This window comes from Pseudomonas sp. MSSRFD41, from assembly GCF_014230245.1.
In the GTDB taxonomy this organism is placed as follows: domain Bacteria; phylum Pseudomonadota; class Gammaproteobacteria; order Pseudomonadales; family Pseudomonadaceae; genus Aquipseudomonas; species Aquipseudomonas piscis.
In genome coordinates this window covers 51659-68012 of sequence record NZ_JACKZK010000011.1, presented here as the reverse complement: position 1 = coordinate 68012, position 16354 = coordinate 51659, and the positions used below count along the sequence as shown (strand labels likewise).

Below are 16354 nucleotides of genomic sequence, written 5' to 3'. Positions count from 1 at the left end.
TTATGGGTTGTGCGCCAGGTGTTCCGGCTGCAACACGCGCTTGGCGCTCAGGTAGGCTTTCTGCCAGTAGGCCTTGGACAGGCTGTCGAGCTTCACCGTGCCGCCGGTGGCCGGGGCATGCACGAAACGCCCTTCCCCGACGTAGATCCCGGCATGACTGACCTGGGAGCCGCCATTGGTGGCGAAGAAGATCAGGTCGCCGGTCTGCAAGGCATTCTTGCCGACGTCCGGCGCCTGCATGCCGATCATTTCCCGGGTCGAGCGTGGCAGCGAGATACCTGCAGCATCACGATACACATAGCCGATCAGGCCGCTGCAATCGAACCCGGAGTCCGGAGTGTTGCCACCCCAGCGATAAGGCGTACCCACCAGGCCCAGGGCGCGGAACAGCACGTCTTCGGCAACCGGTGAAAAGGCCTGTGGGGAATTGAATACCGGAGCCCGCACCACGGGCGCAGGTGGCGGAGTACGGCTGGCGCAGGCGCTGAGCAGCGCGGCGAGGACAACAAGAGCGATACGGGCCGAGGTCGACATAAGCTGGACAATCCTGATCGGGATGCGGCTTTCTCTGCCGTGGTACTGAAAACAAAACCGCGTAAGCAGGGCTTACGCGGTTTGTTTCAACAATAGATCAGGATTCTAGCGCCTACACGCGAAACTTCAAGTAAGACTTTAACTTCGCCCTACAAACAGTCTGCTTATTTGCGTGCGGTGACCACGGTCGGAGCCATGGCGAGTGCACGCTTGGCTTCGATGAAGGTCTTGCTCCAGTAGCTGTCGCCCAGGCTATCGACCCGCACACCGCCACTGCGACGGCTGCTGGAGTGGATAAACTGGTCGTCGCCCAGATAGATACCGGCATGACTGACGCGCCCGCGGCCATTGGTGCTGAAGAACAGCAGGTCGCCTGGCTTGAGGTTGTTGCGCGCGACCAATGGGGCCTTGACGTTGATCATCTCGCGAGTGGAGCGCGGCAGGTTCATGCCAGCCTCTTCGCGGAACAGGTAGCCGATGAAACCGCTGCAATCGAAGCCGGCTTCGGAGCTACCACCGAAACGGTAGCGGGTACCGATCAGGGACATGCCGCGCTCTAGGATGCTGTCGGCCAGAACTGGCAACTGGTAAGGCTTGCTGTCAGCGAATTCTGCCAGTTCCTTTTCAGTTGCCAGCTCTTCCTGGTAGACCGCGGAAGACTGGTTGGTAGTGGTGACTTTAGCCTGCTGTACGACTTGCTGCTGCGACACCGGGGCATGAGAGGCGCAGCCAAACAACAGGGTAACGAGTGCGAGAGGCACGAGGGGTGCGAAGCGATTTAGCATGGGCACGACCGTGGCTTGTTATAAAAGAAGAAGCGACTATGCCTTCTATCGCTCTCATTTGCAAATTCAATCGATCAGAATGTGACTTATGAGTTTCTTCAGTACATCTAAGGCTTTAAGCCCGTTTAAACGCCATCGGCCTGTGGAAACCCTTCCAAAGGCACATTTTCTGGCGCCTGGAATATGCCAAAACCCGACCAAAGGTCGCTTCTAGCCGCTGGGTTCACCAACCCAGGGTTTCCTTCAAGAAAGGAATTGTCAGCTTGCGCTGGGCCTGGAGCGAAGCCTGGTCAAGGCGCTCCAGCAACTCGAACAAAGCACTCATGCTCCGGGTACCCCGGGTCAGGATGAAATGCCCAACTTCATCGGTCAGGTGCAGGCCACGCCGGGACGCCCGCAACTGCAAGGCCCTCAGCTTGTCTTCATCGGAAAGTGCGCGCATCTGGAAGATCAACGCCAGGGTCAGGCGCGACTTGAGGTCCGCCAGCTTCACCGGCAACTCCCGCGGAGATGTCGAGGCTGCGATCAGCAGGCGTCGTCCGCTGTCGCGCAAGCGATTGAACAGATGGAACAAGGCCTCTTCCCAGTCGGCCTTACCAGCCACGACCTGCAGATCGTCCAGGCATACCAGTTCGTATTGCTCGAGGTGGTCCAGGATCTCGATCCCGCGATCCAGAAGCTCCGCCAGCGGAAGGTATACAGCCGGCTCTCCCAATTGCTCGAAACGCAAACAAGCCGCTTGCAACAAATGAGTACGCCCCACACCATCCTTGCCCCAGAGGTAGATCAGGCTCTCGGTCCAGCCGGCATCGGCTTCGCAGAGGCGCTCGACGTAGCCGAGTGCTGCGGCATTGGCGCCTGGATAGTAGTTGATGAAGGTGGCGTCATCACGCAGACGCACACCCAGGGGCAGCTGAATCGGTTTCATGCTGGCTGAACAGTTCCAAACGAACCGTTAGTGGCCTCTGTGTAAATTTTGCAAAGTTTATACCCGTGACGCCGAGCGCACAATGCAGCAGACCACAAGCAAAATCAAAGGTTTGCGTGAGCCGAAAGCCCTGTGGATGGCTTCCTTGACAGTCAGGGATCGCTGCGCGACCGCCGACCTGAAGGGGCACCAGCACCCGATGCCCCTGCTCTTCGCGCTACAGATCGGGTTCCTGCGCTCCACTATAGAGGTTCGAATCCTTATACAAGTCATGTATATGGCGTACGAGCACCATGATCACCGCAGCCACCGGCAACGCTAGCAGCACTCCGGTGAAACCGAACAACTCCCCGCCAGCCAGGATGGCGAAGATGACGGCCACCGGGTGCAAGCCGATGCGGTCGCCAACCAACAACGGAGTGAGCACCATCCCCTCCAGCGCCTGCCCCACCATGAATACTGCGACGATGCCGATCATGGGATACAAGTCGCCACCGAACTGGAACAGGCCTGCGATCAACGCAGCACCGATACCGATGATGAACCCCATGTAGGGCACGATGGCCGCGAGCCCGGCGATCAAGCCGATCAGCAGGCCCAGTTCGAGCCCCACCAGCATCAACCCGGCGGCATAGATCATGCCCAGAGCCACCATGACCAGCAGTTGGCCACGCACAAAGGCCCCCAGCACTTCATGGCACTCGCCTGCCAGGGACACCACCTGCTCTTCACGATCCCGCGGCAGCAGACTGCGGACCTTGGCCATCATCAGGTCCCAGTCACGCAGCAGATAAAAACTGACCACCGGAATCAACACCAGGTTGGCCAACCAGCCGATCAGCGCCAAGCCGGAGGCCGTGGCCTGGCTCAGCACCACGCCGACGATGTCCGTGGTCTGCCCCATGTGCTCGCTGATGGCGGCCTTGACCTTGTCGAACTTCCAGAAACCATCCGCCAGCCCTAACCGGGACTGGACCCAGGGCATGGCCGTGTGCTGGACCCAATCGAGCATTTGCGGCGCCAACTCATAGAGGCGCACCAACTGCCTGGCCAGCATGGGCACCAGCACCAGCAACAGCGCCATCACGATCAGGGTGAACAAGGCGAAGACCGCCACCACCCCCCAAGTGCGCGACAAACCCCACTTCTCCAGGCGATCCACCAAGGGATCGAACATATACGCCAGCAACAGCGCGACCAGGAACGGACTGAGGATCGGATGCAGCAGGTAAAGGAACCCGCAGACCAACAGCGCCACGCCCAACCAGATCCAACGACGGGTATCACCCATAAAGCACTCCTGCTTCTATATAGAAGGAAACCACCCGCTACCAACGAAAACGCAGTTGCGCGCCAGAGTCTGGAAAGGCCGCCGGCGTACTGCCTTCGACTCCCGTGGCAGGCAACGATTGCGCTTGCCCGGCGGGAATTTCCTGCAACTTGGCCAGGGACAGCTGCGCACGCAGCTGCTCGGCGCTGCCATTGACTCGATAGACGATCCGATCGCCATCGACGCTGCGCAACTGCGCACCAAAAGGCTCCAGCAAATGGCCGAGACTCGCATAACGCTCCAGGTTCATGCCTTGCACCTCCAGCAACTGTTCGCTGGAAACACCTGGACGCGTGACGAAGCGCGGCGCCAGGCGCTGGCTCACGGCCAGCAACACTGCGTCGGCCAAGGCGCCGGTATCAGCCCCCTGGACCGTCCCCTGCTCCTTCTGGTCGCCCAGCCACAAGCGCCATTTGGCCTGCCACTGGCCACCCTCTTCACGGGCATGCACCGCCAGCAGCGCATCCGCGCCGTATCGCTCCGACGCCTCGCGCAGTGGCGCTGGATCGGCTCCCTCGAGATTAGGCGCAGTAGCGACGATCTGTTCATTGAGGTCCCCCAGCGGCAAGCGCAGCGGCAATCCGCGATGCTGGGCGGCTCGCCGCAAAGGCTCGGCACTGGCCTGGCCATCGCCCACCAGGTTCGAGCCCTCGGTGGAGTCGCTCAGCCACCAGCCGAGGATCGACGGCCGATTGCTCCCCCATAGCGACAAGCCGGCCTGGCGCAAGGCGCGGTCGGTACTGGCCGGATCGAAGTCCACCTGCAGGCTCTCCGGCGGTCCGGCGTCGTAGCCGTACTGGCTGATGATCTGCTGCGGGTCCTTGCGGACTTCCGCCAACCCCGGCCCCTGGGCCGCCTTGGCATCGCCGGTGAGGCGCAACACCAGGGTCTCAAGGGCGCGCTGGGTGGCCTGGTCGCGCTCCTGGGGCGACTGGCTGCTCACCGGCTCGCGCACCTGATACAAGCCATTGAGGGTTTCGGCATGACTCACCAGGCTGGCCAACGACAAGCAGCCCACAAATAGAAATTGACCCAGACGCATGGAAGATTCTCGATGACAAAAACGATTGAAACAGCGCGCATGCATCGCTGCGGACAAGGCTGTGACCACAAGCCCTGGCAAAACATTCACCGTCGCCGGACGATTTTCGCACTGTCATGACGACAACCAATCAAGCGCTATACCTTATACAGGCTAGGGCGCAACCACCAATATGGGCGATCCCGGTTTTTTTAGCAGGATATGCCTCTACCCGTCGGCCCGAGGATGGCCGCTGCCCCTCAAGCCTGATAAAATCGCGCGCCTTCGCAGACCGCCATCAGCGGGTCCCTCGAAGCACAGTCCCAGTGCTTCAGCGGGCTCATTGGTTCGGTCGATATCCCTGAATCCCCTTAAAGGCCTGGATCAATGAGCAAGCAACCCTCCCTGAGCTACAAAGACGCCGGTGTAGACATCGACGCCGGCGAAGCACTGGTCGAACGCATCAAGGGCGTCGCCAAGCGCACCGCACGCCCTGAAGTCATGGGTGGCCTGGGCGGCTTCGGCGCCCTCTGCGAGATCCCGGCCGGCTACAAGCAGCCAGTACTGGTCTCCGGCACCGACGGCGTCGGTACCAAGCTGCGCCTGGCACTGAACCTGAACAAGCACGACAGCATCGGCCAGGACCTGGTCGCCATGTGCGTCAACGACCTGGTGGTGTGCGGTGCCGAGCCGCTGTTCTTCCTCGATTACTACGCCACCGGCAAGCTCAACGTCGATGTGGCTGCCACCGTGGTCACCGGCATCGGCGCCGGCTGCGAGCTGGCCGGCTGCTCCCTGGTCGGTGGTGAAACCGCCGAGATGCCAGGCATGTACGAAGGCGAGGACTACGACCTGGCAGGCTTCTGCGTCGGTGTGGTGGAAAAGGCCGAGATCATCGACGGCTCGAAAGTGGTCACCGGTGATGCGCTGATCGCCCTTCCCTCTTCCGGCCCGCACTCCAACGGCTACTCGCTGATCCGCAAGATCCTCGAAGTTTCCGGCACCGACATCGACAACACCCAGCTGGACGGCAAGCCCCTGGCCGACCTGCTGATGGCCCCGACCCGCATCTACGTGAAACCGCTGCTCAAGCTGATCAAGGACACCGGCGCGGTCAAGGCCATGGCCCACATCACCGGCGGCGGCCTGCTGGACAACATTCCGCGCGTGCTGCCAAAAGGCGCCCAGGCCGTGGTTGACGTGGCCAGCTGGCAACGTCCGGCGGTCTTCGACTTCCTGCAGGAAAAAGGCAACGTCGACGAGCATGAAATGCACCGCGTGCTGAACTGCGGCGTGGGCATGGTCATCTGCGTAGCCCAGGACCAGGTCGACAACGCCCTGAACGTGCTGCGTGCAGCCGGCGAGCAACCTTGGGTCATCGGCCAGATCGCCAATGCTGCCGAGGGCGCGGCCCAGGTCGAGCTGAAGAACCTCAAGGCCCACTGATGCAAGAGCGGAAGTCGCCGACCTGTGATGTTGTGGTGCTGCTGTCCGGCACCGGCAGTAACCTGCAAGCGCTGATCGACAACGCGCGGACCGACGACAGTCCGGTCCGCATCGCTGCAGTGATCTCCAATCGCGCCGACGCCTACGGGCTGCAACGCGCCAAGGAAGCGGGCATCGCTACCCGCTGCCTCGATCACACCACCTTCGAGGGCCGCGAGGCCTTCGACCAGGCACTGATCGAACTGATCGACACCTTCCAACCGAAGCTGGTAGTACTGGCCGGATTCATGCGCATCCTCAGCGCAGGCTTCGTCCGCCACTACCAGGGTCGCCTGTTGAATATCCACCCTTCGCTGCTACCTAAATACAAAGGGTTACACACTCACCAGCGGGCCCTGGAAGCCGGAGACCCGGAACATGGCTGCAGCGTGCACTTCGTCACCGAGGAACTCGATGGCGGGCCTCTGGTCGTACAGGCTGTGATCCCGGTAGAGTTGCACGACTCGCCCCAGAGCCTGGCACAGCGAGTGCACGTCCAGGAACACCGGATTTACCCAATGGCCGTACGTTGGTTTGCCGAAGGTCGGCTAGCCCTTGGCGACCAAGGTGCTTTACTGGACGGCAAATTACTGGCCGCCAGCGGTTACTTGATTCGAACCTAGGAGATTTTATGCGTCGCGCCCTGCTCTTCGCTTGTGCTCTGTTCGCCCTGCCGGTTGTGCAGGCGGCAGATCTTCACCCGTTCTCCGCCAGCTACACCGCCGATTGGAAACAACTGCCCATGAGCGGCACTGCTGAGCGCAGCCTGGAAAAAACCGCCAGCGGCGCCTGGAAACTCAGCTTCAAGGCATCGATGATGATTGCCAGCCTGACTGAGGAAAGCACCCTGACCCTGGAGAAGGACACCCTGGTGCCCCAGTCCTACCACTTCGAGCGTGGCGGCCTGGGCAAAGCCAAGAAGTCCGACCTGGACTTCGACTGGACCGCCAAGATGGTCACCGGCACCGACCGCGGCGACGCGGTGAAGCTGCCGCTGAACACCGGGATGGTGGACAAGTCGACCTACCAGCTGGCCCTGCAGCATGACGTCGCCGCCGGCAAGAAGACCATGAGCTACCAGGTGGTGGACGGCAGCGATGTCGATACCTATGACTTCCGCGTCCTGGGCTCGGAGAAGGTCGACACCAAGGCCGGCCAGATCGACGCCATCAAGGTCGAGCGCGTTCGCGATCCAACACAGAGCAAACGCACCACCGTGATGTGGTTCGCCAAGGATTGGGACTACCTGCTGGTGCGCCTGCAGCAGGTGGAAACCGACGGCAAGGAGTACAACATCATGCTCCTCAACGGCACCGTCGACGGCAAGGCCGTCAAGGGCAGCTGAAGCTACCAACGAAAAGCCCCGCTCATGCGGGGCTTTTTTTTGCCCGAAATCCGCTATCACCCTGACCTGCAAGAAGCCGTGCAAGGAGAGAAAAATGAAACTTTTTTCATGAAACTTCTAGCACTGCGACCGAATGTCACGGTTTTCGAGGGCTGCGGAATTGTCTTCATTTTTGCAAAGGTCTATTGCAAATCAGGTCGATTTACTTAGCTAGCTAACAAAACATATAACAGAGGCCTGCACACGCCTTGCTGCAGATCAACAGAGATTGGAGCTAGCAGATGACTGTAAAAGTGACTGAACGCGACGATTCACATATGTCCCACGAAGGCGTAGCCGCGGGCGTACGCATCTGGGACGTGCATCAACAAGACATGCTGGTGGGCATGTTCCACTCCGAAAGCGAAGCCCATAGCTACAAGGCAGAACTGGAAAAGCTCGAACAGCAGCGCACCCTGCTGGGCTCCTGAGTCAAGGCCGATCCGCAAGGCGGGAATCTCCACGCCGGTCCCCGTCCTTGCAACAACGACAAACCCCGCTCATGGCGGGGTTTGTCGTTGTTGCTGGTTACCACATCAGATCGTCAGGGATCTGATAGGCCGCGTATGGATCATCCTCGTCCGGCGCCTCGGTCGGGGTATTGAGCTGCACGATGCGGCTGGGGTCACGTTCCTGGATCTTCAGTGCCGCCTCCCGGGGGATCACCTCGTAACCGCCACCATGGTGGACGATGGCCAGGGAGCCGCTGCTGAGCTTGTTGCGCATCAGGTTGTTCACCGACAGGCGCTTGACCTTCTTGTCGTCGACAAAGTTGTAGTAGTCCTCGGTGGTCAGCTTGGGCAGGCGCGATACCTCGATCAATTGCTTGATCTGGGCGGCCCGGGCCTTCTGCTCGGCCTTCTCTTGCTGCTGGCGGTTGAGCTCCTGGTCACGCTTGACCTTCTCGGCCATCGCCTCCTGGGCGGCGCGTTGCTGGGAGTCGTCGAGCACGGCCTGACCCTTGTGGGCCAGACGCTGCTGCTTCTGCTTGTCCTTGCCGACCTGCTTGGCCTGCTTTTGGTTGACCAGGCCTGCTTTGAGCAACTGGTCGCGAAGGGAAAGGCTCATGGTGCTTACTCACTTGGGCTACGGCTTGCGCCGCAGTTGGGCAAAATCTTTTCCTGGCGCTTGGCCTCGCCCCACAGGGCATCCAGCTCTTCCAGGGTGCAATCTTCCACGGGACGACCGTTATTGCGCAATGCCTGCTCGATGAATCGGAAGCGGCGATCGAACTTGCCATTGGCACCGCGCAGCGCGGTTTCCGGGTCGACCTTGAGCTGCCGGGCCAGGTTGACCACCGCGAACAACAGGTCGCCGATCTCGTCGGTGATGGCTGCGGCGTCATGGTCGGCCATGGCTTCCAGCACCTCGTCCAACTCCTCGCGCACCTTGTCCACCACCGCCAGCGGTTCTGGCCAGTCGAAACCGACCTGGGCCGCACGCTTCTGCAACTTGGCCGCACGGGACAAGGCGGGCAGCGCCGCCGGCACATCGTCCAGCAACGACAACTGCTGCGGCACGACAGCCTTCTCGGCACGCTCCTCAGCCTTGATCTGCTCCCAGCGCTCCTTGACCTGCTCTTCGTCGAGGCGCGGAACGTCCAGCGGCGCATGCAGGTCCCCGGTCGGGAACACGTGGGGATGACGGCGAACCAGTTTGCGAGTGATGCCATCCACCACCGAAGCGAATTCGAAGCGCCCCTCTTCCCGGGCCAGCTGGCTGTAGTACACCACCTGGAACAACAGGTCCCCCAGCTCGCCTGGCAAGTGATCGAAGTCGCCGCGCTCGATGGCGTCGGCCACTTCGTAGGCTTCCTCGAGGGTATGGGGGACGATGCTGGCATAGCTCTGCTTGAGATCCCAGGGGCAGCCGTATTGCGGGTCCCGCAGGCGCGCCATGAGGTGAAGCAGGTCGTCGAGGCTGTACATCGGTTCGTTCATGTCCTGGGCTGTCATGGAGTCCGGTTGCGCCGGGTCTCGATGATGTTCGGCAACTGCGAGATCCGCCCCAGCAGGCGCCCCAATGCATCCAGGCCGGGGATCTCGATGGTCAGGGACATCAGCGCGGTGTTGTCTTCCTTGTTCGAGCGGGTGTTGACCGCCAGCACGTTGATCCGCTCGTTTAGCAGTACCTGGGACACGTCACGCAGCAAGCCGGAGCGATCGTAGGCCCGGATGATGATATCCACCGGGTACGTCAGCACCGGCACCGGTCCCCAGCTGACCTGGATGATCCGCTCCGGCTCGCGTCCGGCCAACTGCAGGACCGAGGCGCAGTCCTGGCGATGGATACTGACACCGCGGCCCTGGGTGATGTAGCCAACGATGGCGTCGCCCGGCAATGGCTGGCAGCAACCGGCCATCTGGGTCATCAGGTTGCCCACGCCCTGGATCTGGATATCGCCACGCTTGCCCGGCTTGTAGCCCGCTGCCTTGCGTGGAATCAGCTCCAGTTGCTCGTTGCCGCGTTCGGGCTCCACCAGTTGCTGGGCCAGGTTGACCAACTGCGCCAGGCGCAGGTCGCCCGCACCCAGGGCGGCGAACATGTCCTCGGCGATCTTCATGTTGGCCTTCTCGGCCAGCTTGTCGAAGTCCACCTGGGGCAGGCCGAGGCGGCTCAGCTCGCGTTCCAGCAGAGTCCTGCCGGCAGCGACGTTCTGGTCGCGGGCCTGCAGCTTGAACCAGTGGACGATCTTCGCCCGCGCCCGGGACGTGGTGACGTAGCCCAGGTTGGGGTTCAGCCAGTCGCGGCTCGGAGTGCCGTGCTTGCTGGTGATGATCTCCACCTGCTCGCCGGTCTGCAGGCTGTAGTTAAGCGGCACGATCCGGCCGTTGATCTTCGCGCCACGGCAGTTGTGGCCGATCTCGGTGTGCACCCGGTAGGCGAAGTCCAGTGGCGTGGCGCCCTTGGGCAGGTCGATGGCGTGGCCGTCGGGAGTGAAGATGTAGACCCGGTCCGGCTCGATATCCACCCGCAGTTGCTCGGCCAGGCCACCGATATCGCCCAGTTCCTCGTGCCATTCCAGCACCTGGCGCAACCAGGAAATCTTCTCTTCGTAATGGTTGGAACCGGACTTGACGTCGGTGCCCTTGTAGCGCCAGTGGGCGCAGACTCCGAGCTCCGCTTCCTCATGCATCGCATGGGTGCGGATCTGCACTTCCAGCACCTTGCCCTCGGGACCGATCACTGCCGTATGCAGCGAGCGATAACCGTTTTCCTTGGGGTTGGCGATGTAGTCGTCGAATTCCTTGGGAATGTGTCGCCACAGGGTGTGCACGATACCCAGCGCGGTGTAGCAGTCGCGCATTTCCGGCACCAGCACCCGCACGGCACGCACGTCGTAGATCTGGCTGAACTCCAGGCCCTTGCGCTGCATTTTGCGCCAGATGGAATAGATGTGCTTGGCCCGGCCGCTGATATCGGCGTTGACGCCAGTGGCCTGCAACTCGCTCTGCAACTGGTTCATCACATCGGAGATGAAGCGCTCGCGATCCAGGCGCCGTTCATGCAACAGCTTGGCGATCTGCTTGTACTGCTCGGGCTCCAGGTAACGGAAGGACAGGTCCTCCAGCTCCCACTTGATATGGCCAATCCCCAGGCGATGGGCCAGGGGCGCATAGATATCGAAAACTTCCCGGGCGACCCGGTTGCGCTTCTCCTCGTCGGCGCCCTTGACCGCACGAATGGCGCAGGTCCGCTCGGCCAGCTTGATCAGGGCCACGCGCACGTCGTCGACCATGGCCACCAGCATCTTGCGCAGGTTTTCCACCTGGGTCTGGGTGCCCAGCACCAAAGATTGCCGCGGGCTGAGGCTGGCGGTGATCGCCGCCATGCGCTGCACGCCATCGATCAGCTTGGCCACCACCGGACCGAAACGGGGGCCGACCGCCGTCAACGGGATCTGCCCTTCACGAACGCCGCGGTACAACACCGCGGCGACCAGCGAGTCCTGGTCCAGCTTGAGGTCGGCGAGGATCTCCGCGATCTCCAGCCCCGTGCTGAAGCACGATGCCTCCTCGGGATCGAGATTCTTCGCCGCGATGTATTGCTGCTCTGCCTCGCGAGCGAACTCGCAGGCTTCCTTCAAGGCTTCACGGTCCAATGCCATGTCGATACTGACCGTGTGATCGAGCCATGCCTCGAGATTGATACTGCCGTCGGTGTTGATCGGCTGGTGCGCTCTCACCTGTACCATCTTGCTTTACCTTCCCTACGACGCACGTTCAGTGCGTCAAATCGCTGACCTTCACAACACTCAGGTCTCGCTCGCAGGGCCCGCGAGCCGGACCTTGAGGACCAGTCGGATTAGACAAGCCATCCTAGCTCGCTTCGAATAACGCCATGGCCTCGACATGCGCCGTCTGAGGAAACATATCGAGAATCCCGGCACGTTTTAACCGATAGCCCTGCCTGGTCAGTTCGACCGTGTCACGGGCCAGAGTCGCCGGGTTGCATGACACATACACCAACCGCTTGGCGCCCAGGGCCGCAAGATTGCGAACCACCTCGAAAGCACCGTCGCGGGGTGGGTCCAAGAGTACCGCAGAAAAGCCCTCGGCGGCCCACTCGGCAGCACTCAGGGGCTGGGATAAATCGGCTTGAAAAAAGCGCGTGTTATGCAAATTGTTGCTGGCGGCATTTTCCGCAGCCCGCGCCACCATGGTTGCCACGCCTTCCACCGCCACCACTTCCCGCACCCGGCGAGCCAGCGGCAGGGCGAAATTGCCCAGACCGCAGAACAGGTCCAGGACCCGCTCGCCAACCTGCGGCGCCAACCACTCCAGGGCCTGGGCCACCATCGCCTCGTTGACCCCGGCATTGACCTGGACGAAGTCTCCCGGCCGGTAGGCCAAGTGCAGGTCCCAAGCCGCCAGGCGATAGCCCAGGGCCTGCGATGGAGCGAAAGGTTGCGGCTCGCCTTCGCCCTGCAACCACAACTGCGCCTGATGGAAATCGCAGAAGTCCTTGAGGATCCCCAGGTCGCTTTCCGAGAGCGGCGCCATATGCCGCAACAGCACCGCCAGGGCCGAGCCGCTGAACAGCTCCACATGCCCCAGCGCCCGGGGCTTGCTCAGGCGCCGCAACATGGCGGGCAAACGCTGCATGATCGGCTGCAATTCAGGCACCAGCACCGGGCAGTCGTCGATGGCGACGATGTCCTGGCTGCCGGCCGCGCGAAAACCTACTTCAAGCTGCCGAGTCTTGTTGTCCCAGCGCACCGCCACCCTGGCCCGGCGTCGATAGCCGAACTCGGGGCCGCTCAAGGGCTCGGCCCAGGCCTCGGGTTCGAGGCCGGCCACCTTGGACAGTTGCTCGGCGAGCATGCGTTGCTTGAGGGCCAGCTGTTGTTCGTGGGGCAGGTGCTGGACGCTGCAGCCACCGCAGCGCCCGGCGTGGGCACAGGGCGCAGGCCGCCGCAGTTCGCTGGCGCTGAAGATCCGCTCGGCGCGGGCTTCGACCACCTTGCCATGGGCACCCAGGACCCGGGCCTCGACGTCCTCGCCAGCCAGGGCGCCGTTGACGAACCAGGTCCGGCCCTCGACGAAGGCGATACCGCGACCGTCGTTGGCCAGGCGCTGGATGCTCAGGCGCTGTTTCTTGCCCTCTGGAATCTGTGGCGCCCGGCTGCCGCCCGCCGGCTGGAAGCGCAGGCCTCTCTCGTGCTTAGCCATCAGTTGGGAGCATCGAAGATGCCGGTCGACAGGTAGCGATCGCCACGGTCGCAGATGATCGCGACCATGACCGCGTTTTCCACTTCACGAGACAAACGCAGCATCGCCGCCACCGCGCCACCGGACGACACGCCGCAGAAGACGCCTTCCTCCCGGGCCAGGCGCCGGGTCACGTCCTCGGCTTCGCTCTGGGCCATGTCGACGATCCGGTCGACCCGGCTGGCCTGGTAGATCTTCGGCAGGTACTCCTCGGGCCAGCGGCGAATGCCCGGGATGGCCGAGCCTTCCATGGGTTGCAGGCCGACGATCTGCACGCCGGGGTTCTGCTCCTTCAGGTAGCGCGAGGTCCCCATGATGGTGCCGGTGGTGCCCATCGAGCTGATGAAGTGCGTGATGCTGCCCTGGGTCTGGCGCCAGATTTCCGGGCCGGTGCCGGTGTAGTGGGCCTCTGGATTGTCGCCATTGGCGAACTGGTCGAGCACCTTGCCGCGACCTTCGGCCTGCATCCGCTCGGCCAGGTCCCGGGCACCTTCCATGCCCTGTTCCTGGCTCACCAGGATCAGCTCGGCGCCATAGGCGGTCATCGCGGCCTTGCGTTCGGCGCTGGAGTTGTCGGGCATGATCAGGATCATCTTGTAGCCCTTGATCGCCGCGGCCATGGCCAGGGCGATCCCGGTATTGCCCGAGGTCGCCTCGATCAGGGTATCGCCGGCCTGGATCTGCCCGCGCAATTCGGCACGGGTGATCATCGACAGTGCCGGGCGGTCCTTGACCGAACCCGCCGGGTTATTGCCCTCGAGCTTGAGCAACAGGGTATTGCTGGTGGTGCCGGGCAGGCGCTGCAAACGAATCAGCGGGGTGTTGCCGACGCAATCGGCGATGGTTGGGTATTGCAAGGTCATGGCGTATTCGCAATCCAGACTGCGGGGGCGCCTATCATACCGGCAAACCTCCTGGCGCCATATCACGCAAAGTGAGGGGCTTATCGCTTATCGATATAAAGCCGACTGGCGGCCCTCACGCAGTGGCCGGCGCTTGCGCCGCCCGCAAGCGCAAATGGATGCGCAGCCCCTGCTCGGTGTTCTGCGCCCAGATCTGTCCACCCTGGCGCCCCACGGCATTGCGCGCGATGCTCAGGCCCAGGCCGAACCCGCCGTCTCCGGGACGCGAGCCATCCAGGCGGGTAAAGGGCGCGAAGATCCGCTCCAGGTCCTGTTCGGCGACTCCCGGCCCCTGGTCATCGAGCCACAAATGCCAGCATTGGCCCTCACGCCGACCGTCCAGGGTTACCCGGGCACCAGGTGGAGAATGCCGTATCGCGTTGCGCAGGATATTTTCCAGGGCCTGGGCCAAGGTGTTGAGATGCCCTCGCACCCAACAATCGGCCACCAGTTCGCAACGCAACTGTCCACTAGACCAGCCGCTTTCGAAACAGGCGTTTTCGCTGAGCATCTCCCACAGCGCCTGGACCTGGATCTGCTCCTCGGCCAGGGGCGCCCGTTCGGTATCCAGCCAGGCCAGTTGCAGGCTGTCTTCCACCAGGCGCTGCATGCCATCGACTTCGCGCCCCAGGCGCTCGCGCAGCGCGACAAGGCTCTGCTCGCTTTCGCTGGCTACCCGCAGGCGGCTCAAGGGCGTGCGCAATTCATGGGACAAGTCCCGCAGCAACTGCTGCTGGGTGGCCACGGTGCTTTGCAGGCGCTCGGACATCTGGTCGAAAGCCCGCCCCAGTTCGCCCAATTCATCCCTGCGCAAGGTGGTCTGGGCGGACAGCCGGGCATTCAATTGCTCCGCCCGCCAGGCATTGGCCTGCTCACGCAACTGGTTGAGCGGCACCACCAACAAGCGGTACAGCCCCACGCACAGCAACAAGGTGAAGAGCCCGGGGATCACGCCATTGGTCATGACCTGCCAGAACAACCGGTAGCGGCCGGGCATGAAGCGCTGCGGCAACTCCATCACCAGGCTGCCGGCAGAAGGCTCTTCGGGGAAGGGAATCTTCAACCAGGGCAAGCTCCGGGCATGCCGGCTCACCGGCCAGTCCGGCCCCCGCAGGAAGGTCAGGCGCTGGGCCTCCATGGGCTTCAAGGGGTAGCTGCCGAGGGACTGCAGGTCGCTGCCGATAACCCCGACCCAGCTCTTCTCGCGACTGGCCATCTGCTGGACCCAGGCATCGACGCCCGTCTGCTGGCCGCTCTTCCAGGCCTCCTCGGCCTCTCGCGCATAAGCGTGAAGAGCGGTCCGGGCTTCATCGGACAGGTAGAGGTTCTTCTGTTCGACATAACGGCCCCAGGACCAGCTCAGCCAGATCATCAGCAAACAGAAGGCCACCAGCAGGCACGCCAGTTTCCAGAACACCGAGTGTCGCCCGGGCAGCTCAGGCCAGCTCATCGGCGCTCAACACATAGCCCTTGCCCCATACGGTACGCAGTTGGCGTTCGCTGTAGCCCAGCGCCTTGAGCTTGCGGCGGATCTGGCTGACATGCATGTCCAGGCTGCGATCGTGGGCGGCATAGCCGCGCTGCAGCACATGCTGGTAGAGGAAGGCCTTGCTCAGCACTTCGTCGGCATTGCGATGCAGGGTCTCCAGCAAGCGGTATTCGCTGCGGGTCAGCCCGGCCCACTGTTCGGCGAAGAACACGTCGCACAGCTCGTCGTCGAACCGCAGGCTCTGCTGCTGGCTGACGGGCACCGGCGGCATCGGGCGCCGGTCCAGGGCCACCCGGCGCAGGATCGCCTCGATCCGTACCCGCAACTCGGCGATGCTGAATGGCTTGGGCAGGTAGTCGTCGGCGCCCAGGCGGAAACCGCTGATGCGATCGGCTTCCGCGCCCAGGGCCGACATCAGCAGAACTGGAGTGGAATGGCTCTGGCGCAGGTGCGTGAGCAGCGTCAGACCGTCCATTCCAGGCAGCAGGATATCCATCAGCAGCACGTCGAATGGCTGCTGGCGGGCGATGCCCAGCCCTTCCTGGCCATTGCGGCACCAGGTCACGGCAAAACCGCAGCGCTGCAGTTGCTCATGGACATAAGCACCGAGCACCGGGTCGTCCTCGATGGCCAGGATACGGGGGGAGTCAACAGGTACGGGAGTCATTGGCTTGTGCAAGTGATTCTCAGTTGACCGATTATTCAAGATTGCCCGAGGCACGGCAACCAATGCCTCGGTCGCCCCCCGCCCACACCGACCACCGGCCCCGTGCATCGTGGCCTTC

The 16354-nt window shown here is 62.5% G+C and carries 16 protein-coding genes; 4 read left to right on the top strand and 12 right to left on the bottom strand.

The window, feature by feature from the left end:
• From H7A76_RS17865 to H7A76_RS17845, 5 genes are all read right to left on the bottom strand, one after another.
• Positions 1-534: a C40 family peptidase gene (locus H7A76_RS17865; RefSeq protein WP_185699716.1), complete on the bottom strand. Its 534-nt coding sequence runs from the start codon at positions 532-534 to the stop codon at positions 1-3.
• A 164-nt stretch (positions 535-698) separates the two neighbouring features.
• Complete coding sequence (locus H7A76_RS17860; protein WP_031320311.1) at positions 699-1319, bottom strand: C40 family peptidase; 621 nt, start codon at positions 1317-1319, stop codon at positions 699-701.
• Between the two features lie 223 nt (positions 1320-1542).
• Positions 1543-2247, bottom strand: a complete 705-nt coding sequence (gene hda / locus H7A76_RS17855) for a DnaA regulatory inactivator Hda (RefSeq protein WP_185699715.1) — start codon at positions 2245-2247, stop codon at positions 1543-1545.
• Positions 2248-2464: 217 nt separating this feature from the next.
• The gene (locus H7A76_RS17850) at positions 2465-3538 is read right to left on the bottom strand and encodes an AI-2E family transporter (protein WP_185699714.1); all 1074 of its coding nucleotides are present in this window, start codon (positions 3536-3538) and stop codon (positions 2465-2467) included.
• A gap of 37 nt (positions 3539-3575) precedes the next feature.
• Positions 3576-4619 (bottom strand): DUF2066 domain-containing protein, encoded by a 1044-nt coding sequence (locus H7A76_RS17845; RefSeq protein ID WP_185699713.1) that lies wholly within the window; start codon positions 4617-4619, stop codon positions 3576-3578.
• 366 nt (positions 4620-4985) lie between these two features.
• Between H7A76_RS17845 and purM the strand changes: the two genes are divergently transcribed.
• The 4 genes from purM to H7A76_RS17825 all read left to right on the top strand — a co-directional run bounded on the left by purM (position 4986) and on the right by H7A76_RS17825 (position 7898).
• Positions 4986-6044 (top strand): phosphoribosylformylglycinamidine cyclo-ligase, encoded by a 1059-nt coding sequence (purM, locus tag H7A76_RS17840; RefSeq protein ID WP_022640234.1) that lies wholly within the window; start codon positions 4986-4988, stop codon positions 6042-6044.
• Complete coding sequence (gene purN, locus H7A76_RS17835) at positions 6044-6706, top strand: phosphoribosylglycinamide formyltransferase (RefSeq protein ID WP_185699712.1); 663 nt, start codon at positions 6044-6046, stop codon at positions 6704-6706. The genes purM and purN overlap by 1 nt, the downstream gene beginning before the upstream one ends.
• An 8-nt stretch (positions 6707-6714) precedes the next feature.
• The gene (locus tag H7A76_RS17830) at positions 6715-7428 is read left to right on the top strand and encodes a DUF3108 domain-containing protein (RefSeq protein WP_185699711.1); all 714 of its coding nucleotides are present in this window, start codon (positions 6715-6717) and stop codon (positions 7426-7428) included.
• Between the two features lie 281 nt (positions 7429-7709).
• Positions 7710-7898: a hypothetical protein gene (locus H7A76_RS17825; RefSeq protein ID WP_085596857.1), complete on the top strand. Its 189-nt coding sequence runs from the start codon at positions 7710-7712 to the stop codon at positions 7896-7898.
• Between the two features lie 97 nt (positions 7899-7995).
• Here the strand turns inward: H7A76_RS17825 and H7A76_RS17820 are convergent, their stop codons facing one another.
• From H7A76_RS17820 to H7A76_RS17790, 7 genes are all read right to left on the bottom strand, one after another.
• Positions 7996-8535: a DUF2058 domain-containing protein gene (locus H7A76_RS17820; RefSeq protein ID WP_185699710.1), complete on the bottom strand. Its 540-nt coding sequence runs from the start codon at positions 8533-8535 to the stop codon at positions 7996-7998.
• A 5-nt stretch (positions 8536-8540) separates the two neighbouring features.
• Positions 8541-9395 carry a nucleoside triphosphate pyrophosphohydrolase gene (gene mazG, locus H7A76_RS17815; protein WP_185699828.1) on the bottom strand — a complete coding sequence of 285 codons (855 nt, stop codon included), beginning with the start codon at positions 9393-9395 and terminating at the stop codon, positions 8541-8543.
• A gap of 23 nt (positions 9396-9418) precedes the next feature.
• On the bottom strand, positions 9419-11662 hold the full coding sequence (gene relA / locus H7A76_RS17810) for a GTP diphosphokinase (protein ID WP_022640238.1): 2244 nt from the start codon (positions 11660-11662) through the stop codon (positions 9419-9421).
• 124 nt (positions 11663-11786) lie between these two features.
• On the bottom strand, positions 11787-13139 hold the full coding sequence (gene rlmD, locus H7A76_RS17805) for a 23S rRNA (uracil(1939)-C(5))-methyltransferase RlmD (RefSeq protein WP_185699709.1): 1353 nt from the start codon (positions 13137-13139) through the stop codon (positions 11787-11789).
• Entirely contained in the window at positions 13139-14041 is a 903-nt protein-coding gene (gene cysM, locus H7A76_RS17800; RefSeq protein WP_185699708.1) for a cysteine synthase CysM, read from the bottom strand. Before cysM ends, rlmD begins: the two co-directional genes overlap by 1 nt.
• Before the next feature lie 115 nt (positions 14042-14156).
• Entirely contained in the window at positions 14157-15530 is a 1374-nt protein-coding gene (locus H7A76_RS17795; RefSeq protein ID WP_185699707.1) for a sensor histidine kinase, read from the bottom strand.
• Complete coding sequence (locus H7A76_RS17790) at positions 15517-16236, bottom strand: response regulator transcription factor (RefSeq protein WP_185699706.1); 720 nt, start codon at positions 16234-16236, stop codon at positions 15517-15519. The genes H7A76_RS17795 and H7A76_RS17790 overlap by 14 nt, the downstream gene beginning before the upstream one ends.
• Positions 16237-16354 lie beyond the last annotated feature (118 nt).

What these genes read in the sequence shown, in the direction of transcription:
- H7A76_RS17865 (WP_185699716.1), bottom strand. Translation starts at nt 534, where the DNA reads ATGTCGACCTCGGCCCGTATCGCTCTTGTTGTCCTCGCCGCGCTGCTC.
- H7A76_RS17860 (WP_031320311.1), bottom strand. Translation starts at nt 1,319, where the DNA reads ATGCTAAATCGCTTCGCACCCCTCGTGCCTCTCGCACTCGTTACCCTG.
- hda (WP_185699715.1), bottom strand. Translation starts at nt 2,247, where the DNA reads ATGAAACCGATTCAGCTGCCCCTGGGTGTGCGTCTGCGTGATGACGCC.
- H7A76_RS17850 (WP_185699714.1), bottom strand. Translation starts at nt 3,538, where the DNA reads ATGGGTGATACCCGTCGTTGGATCTGGTTGGGCGTGGCGCTGTTGGTC.
- H7A76_RS17845 (WP_185699713.1), bottom strand. Translation starts at nt 4,619, where the DNA reads ATGCGTCTGGGTCAATTTCTATTTGTGGGCTGCTTGTCGTTGGCCAGC.
- purM (WP_022640234.1), top strand. Translation starts at nt 4,986, where the DNA reads ATGAGCAAGCAACCCTCCCTGAGCTACAAAGACGCCGGTGTAGACATC.
- purN (WP_185699712.1), top strand. Translation starts at nt 6,044, where the DNA reads ATGCAAGAGCGGAAGTCGCCGACCTGTGATGTTGTGGTGCTGCTGTCC.
- H7A76_RS17830 (WP_185699711.1), top strand. Translation starts at nt 6,715, where the DNA reads ATGCGTCGCGCCCTGCTCTTCGCTTGTGCTCTGTTCGCCCTGCCGGTT.
- H7A76_RS17825 (WP_085596857.1), top strand. Translation starts at nt 7,710, where the DNA reads ATGACTGTAAAAGTGACTGAACGCGACGATTCACATATGTCCCACGAA.
- H7A76_RS17820 (WP_185699710.1), bottom strand. Translation starts at nt 8,535, where the DNA reads ATGAGCCTTTCCCTTCGCGACCAGTTGCTCAAAGCAGGCCTGGTCAAC.
- mazG (WP_185699828.1), bottom strand. Translation starts at nt 9,395, where the DNA reads ATGTACAGCCTCGACGACCTGCTTCACCTCATGGCGCGCCTGCGGGAC.
- relA (WP_022640238.1), bottom strand. Translation starts at nt 11,662, where the DNA reads ATGGTACAGGTGAGAGCGCACCAGCCGATCAACACCGACGGCAGTATC.
- rlmD (WP_185699709.1), bottom strand. Translation starts at nt 13,139, where the DNA reads ATGGCTAAGCACGAGAGAGGCCTGCGCTTCCAGCCGGCGGGCGGCAGC.
- cysM (WP_185699708.1), bottom strand. Translation starts at nt 14,041, where the DNA reads ATGACCTTGCAATACCCAACCATCGCCGATTGCGTCGGCAACACCCCG.
- H7A76_RS17795 (WP_185699707.1), bottom strand. Translation starts at nt 15,530, where the DNA reads ATGAGCTGGCCTGAGCTGCCCGGGCGACACTCGGTGTTCTGGAAACTG.
- H7A76_RS17790 (WP_185699706.1), bottom strand. Translation starts at nt 16,236, where the DNA reads ATGACTCCCGTACCTGTTGACTCCCCCCGTATCCTGGCCATCGAGGAC.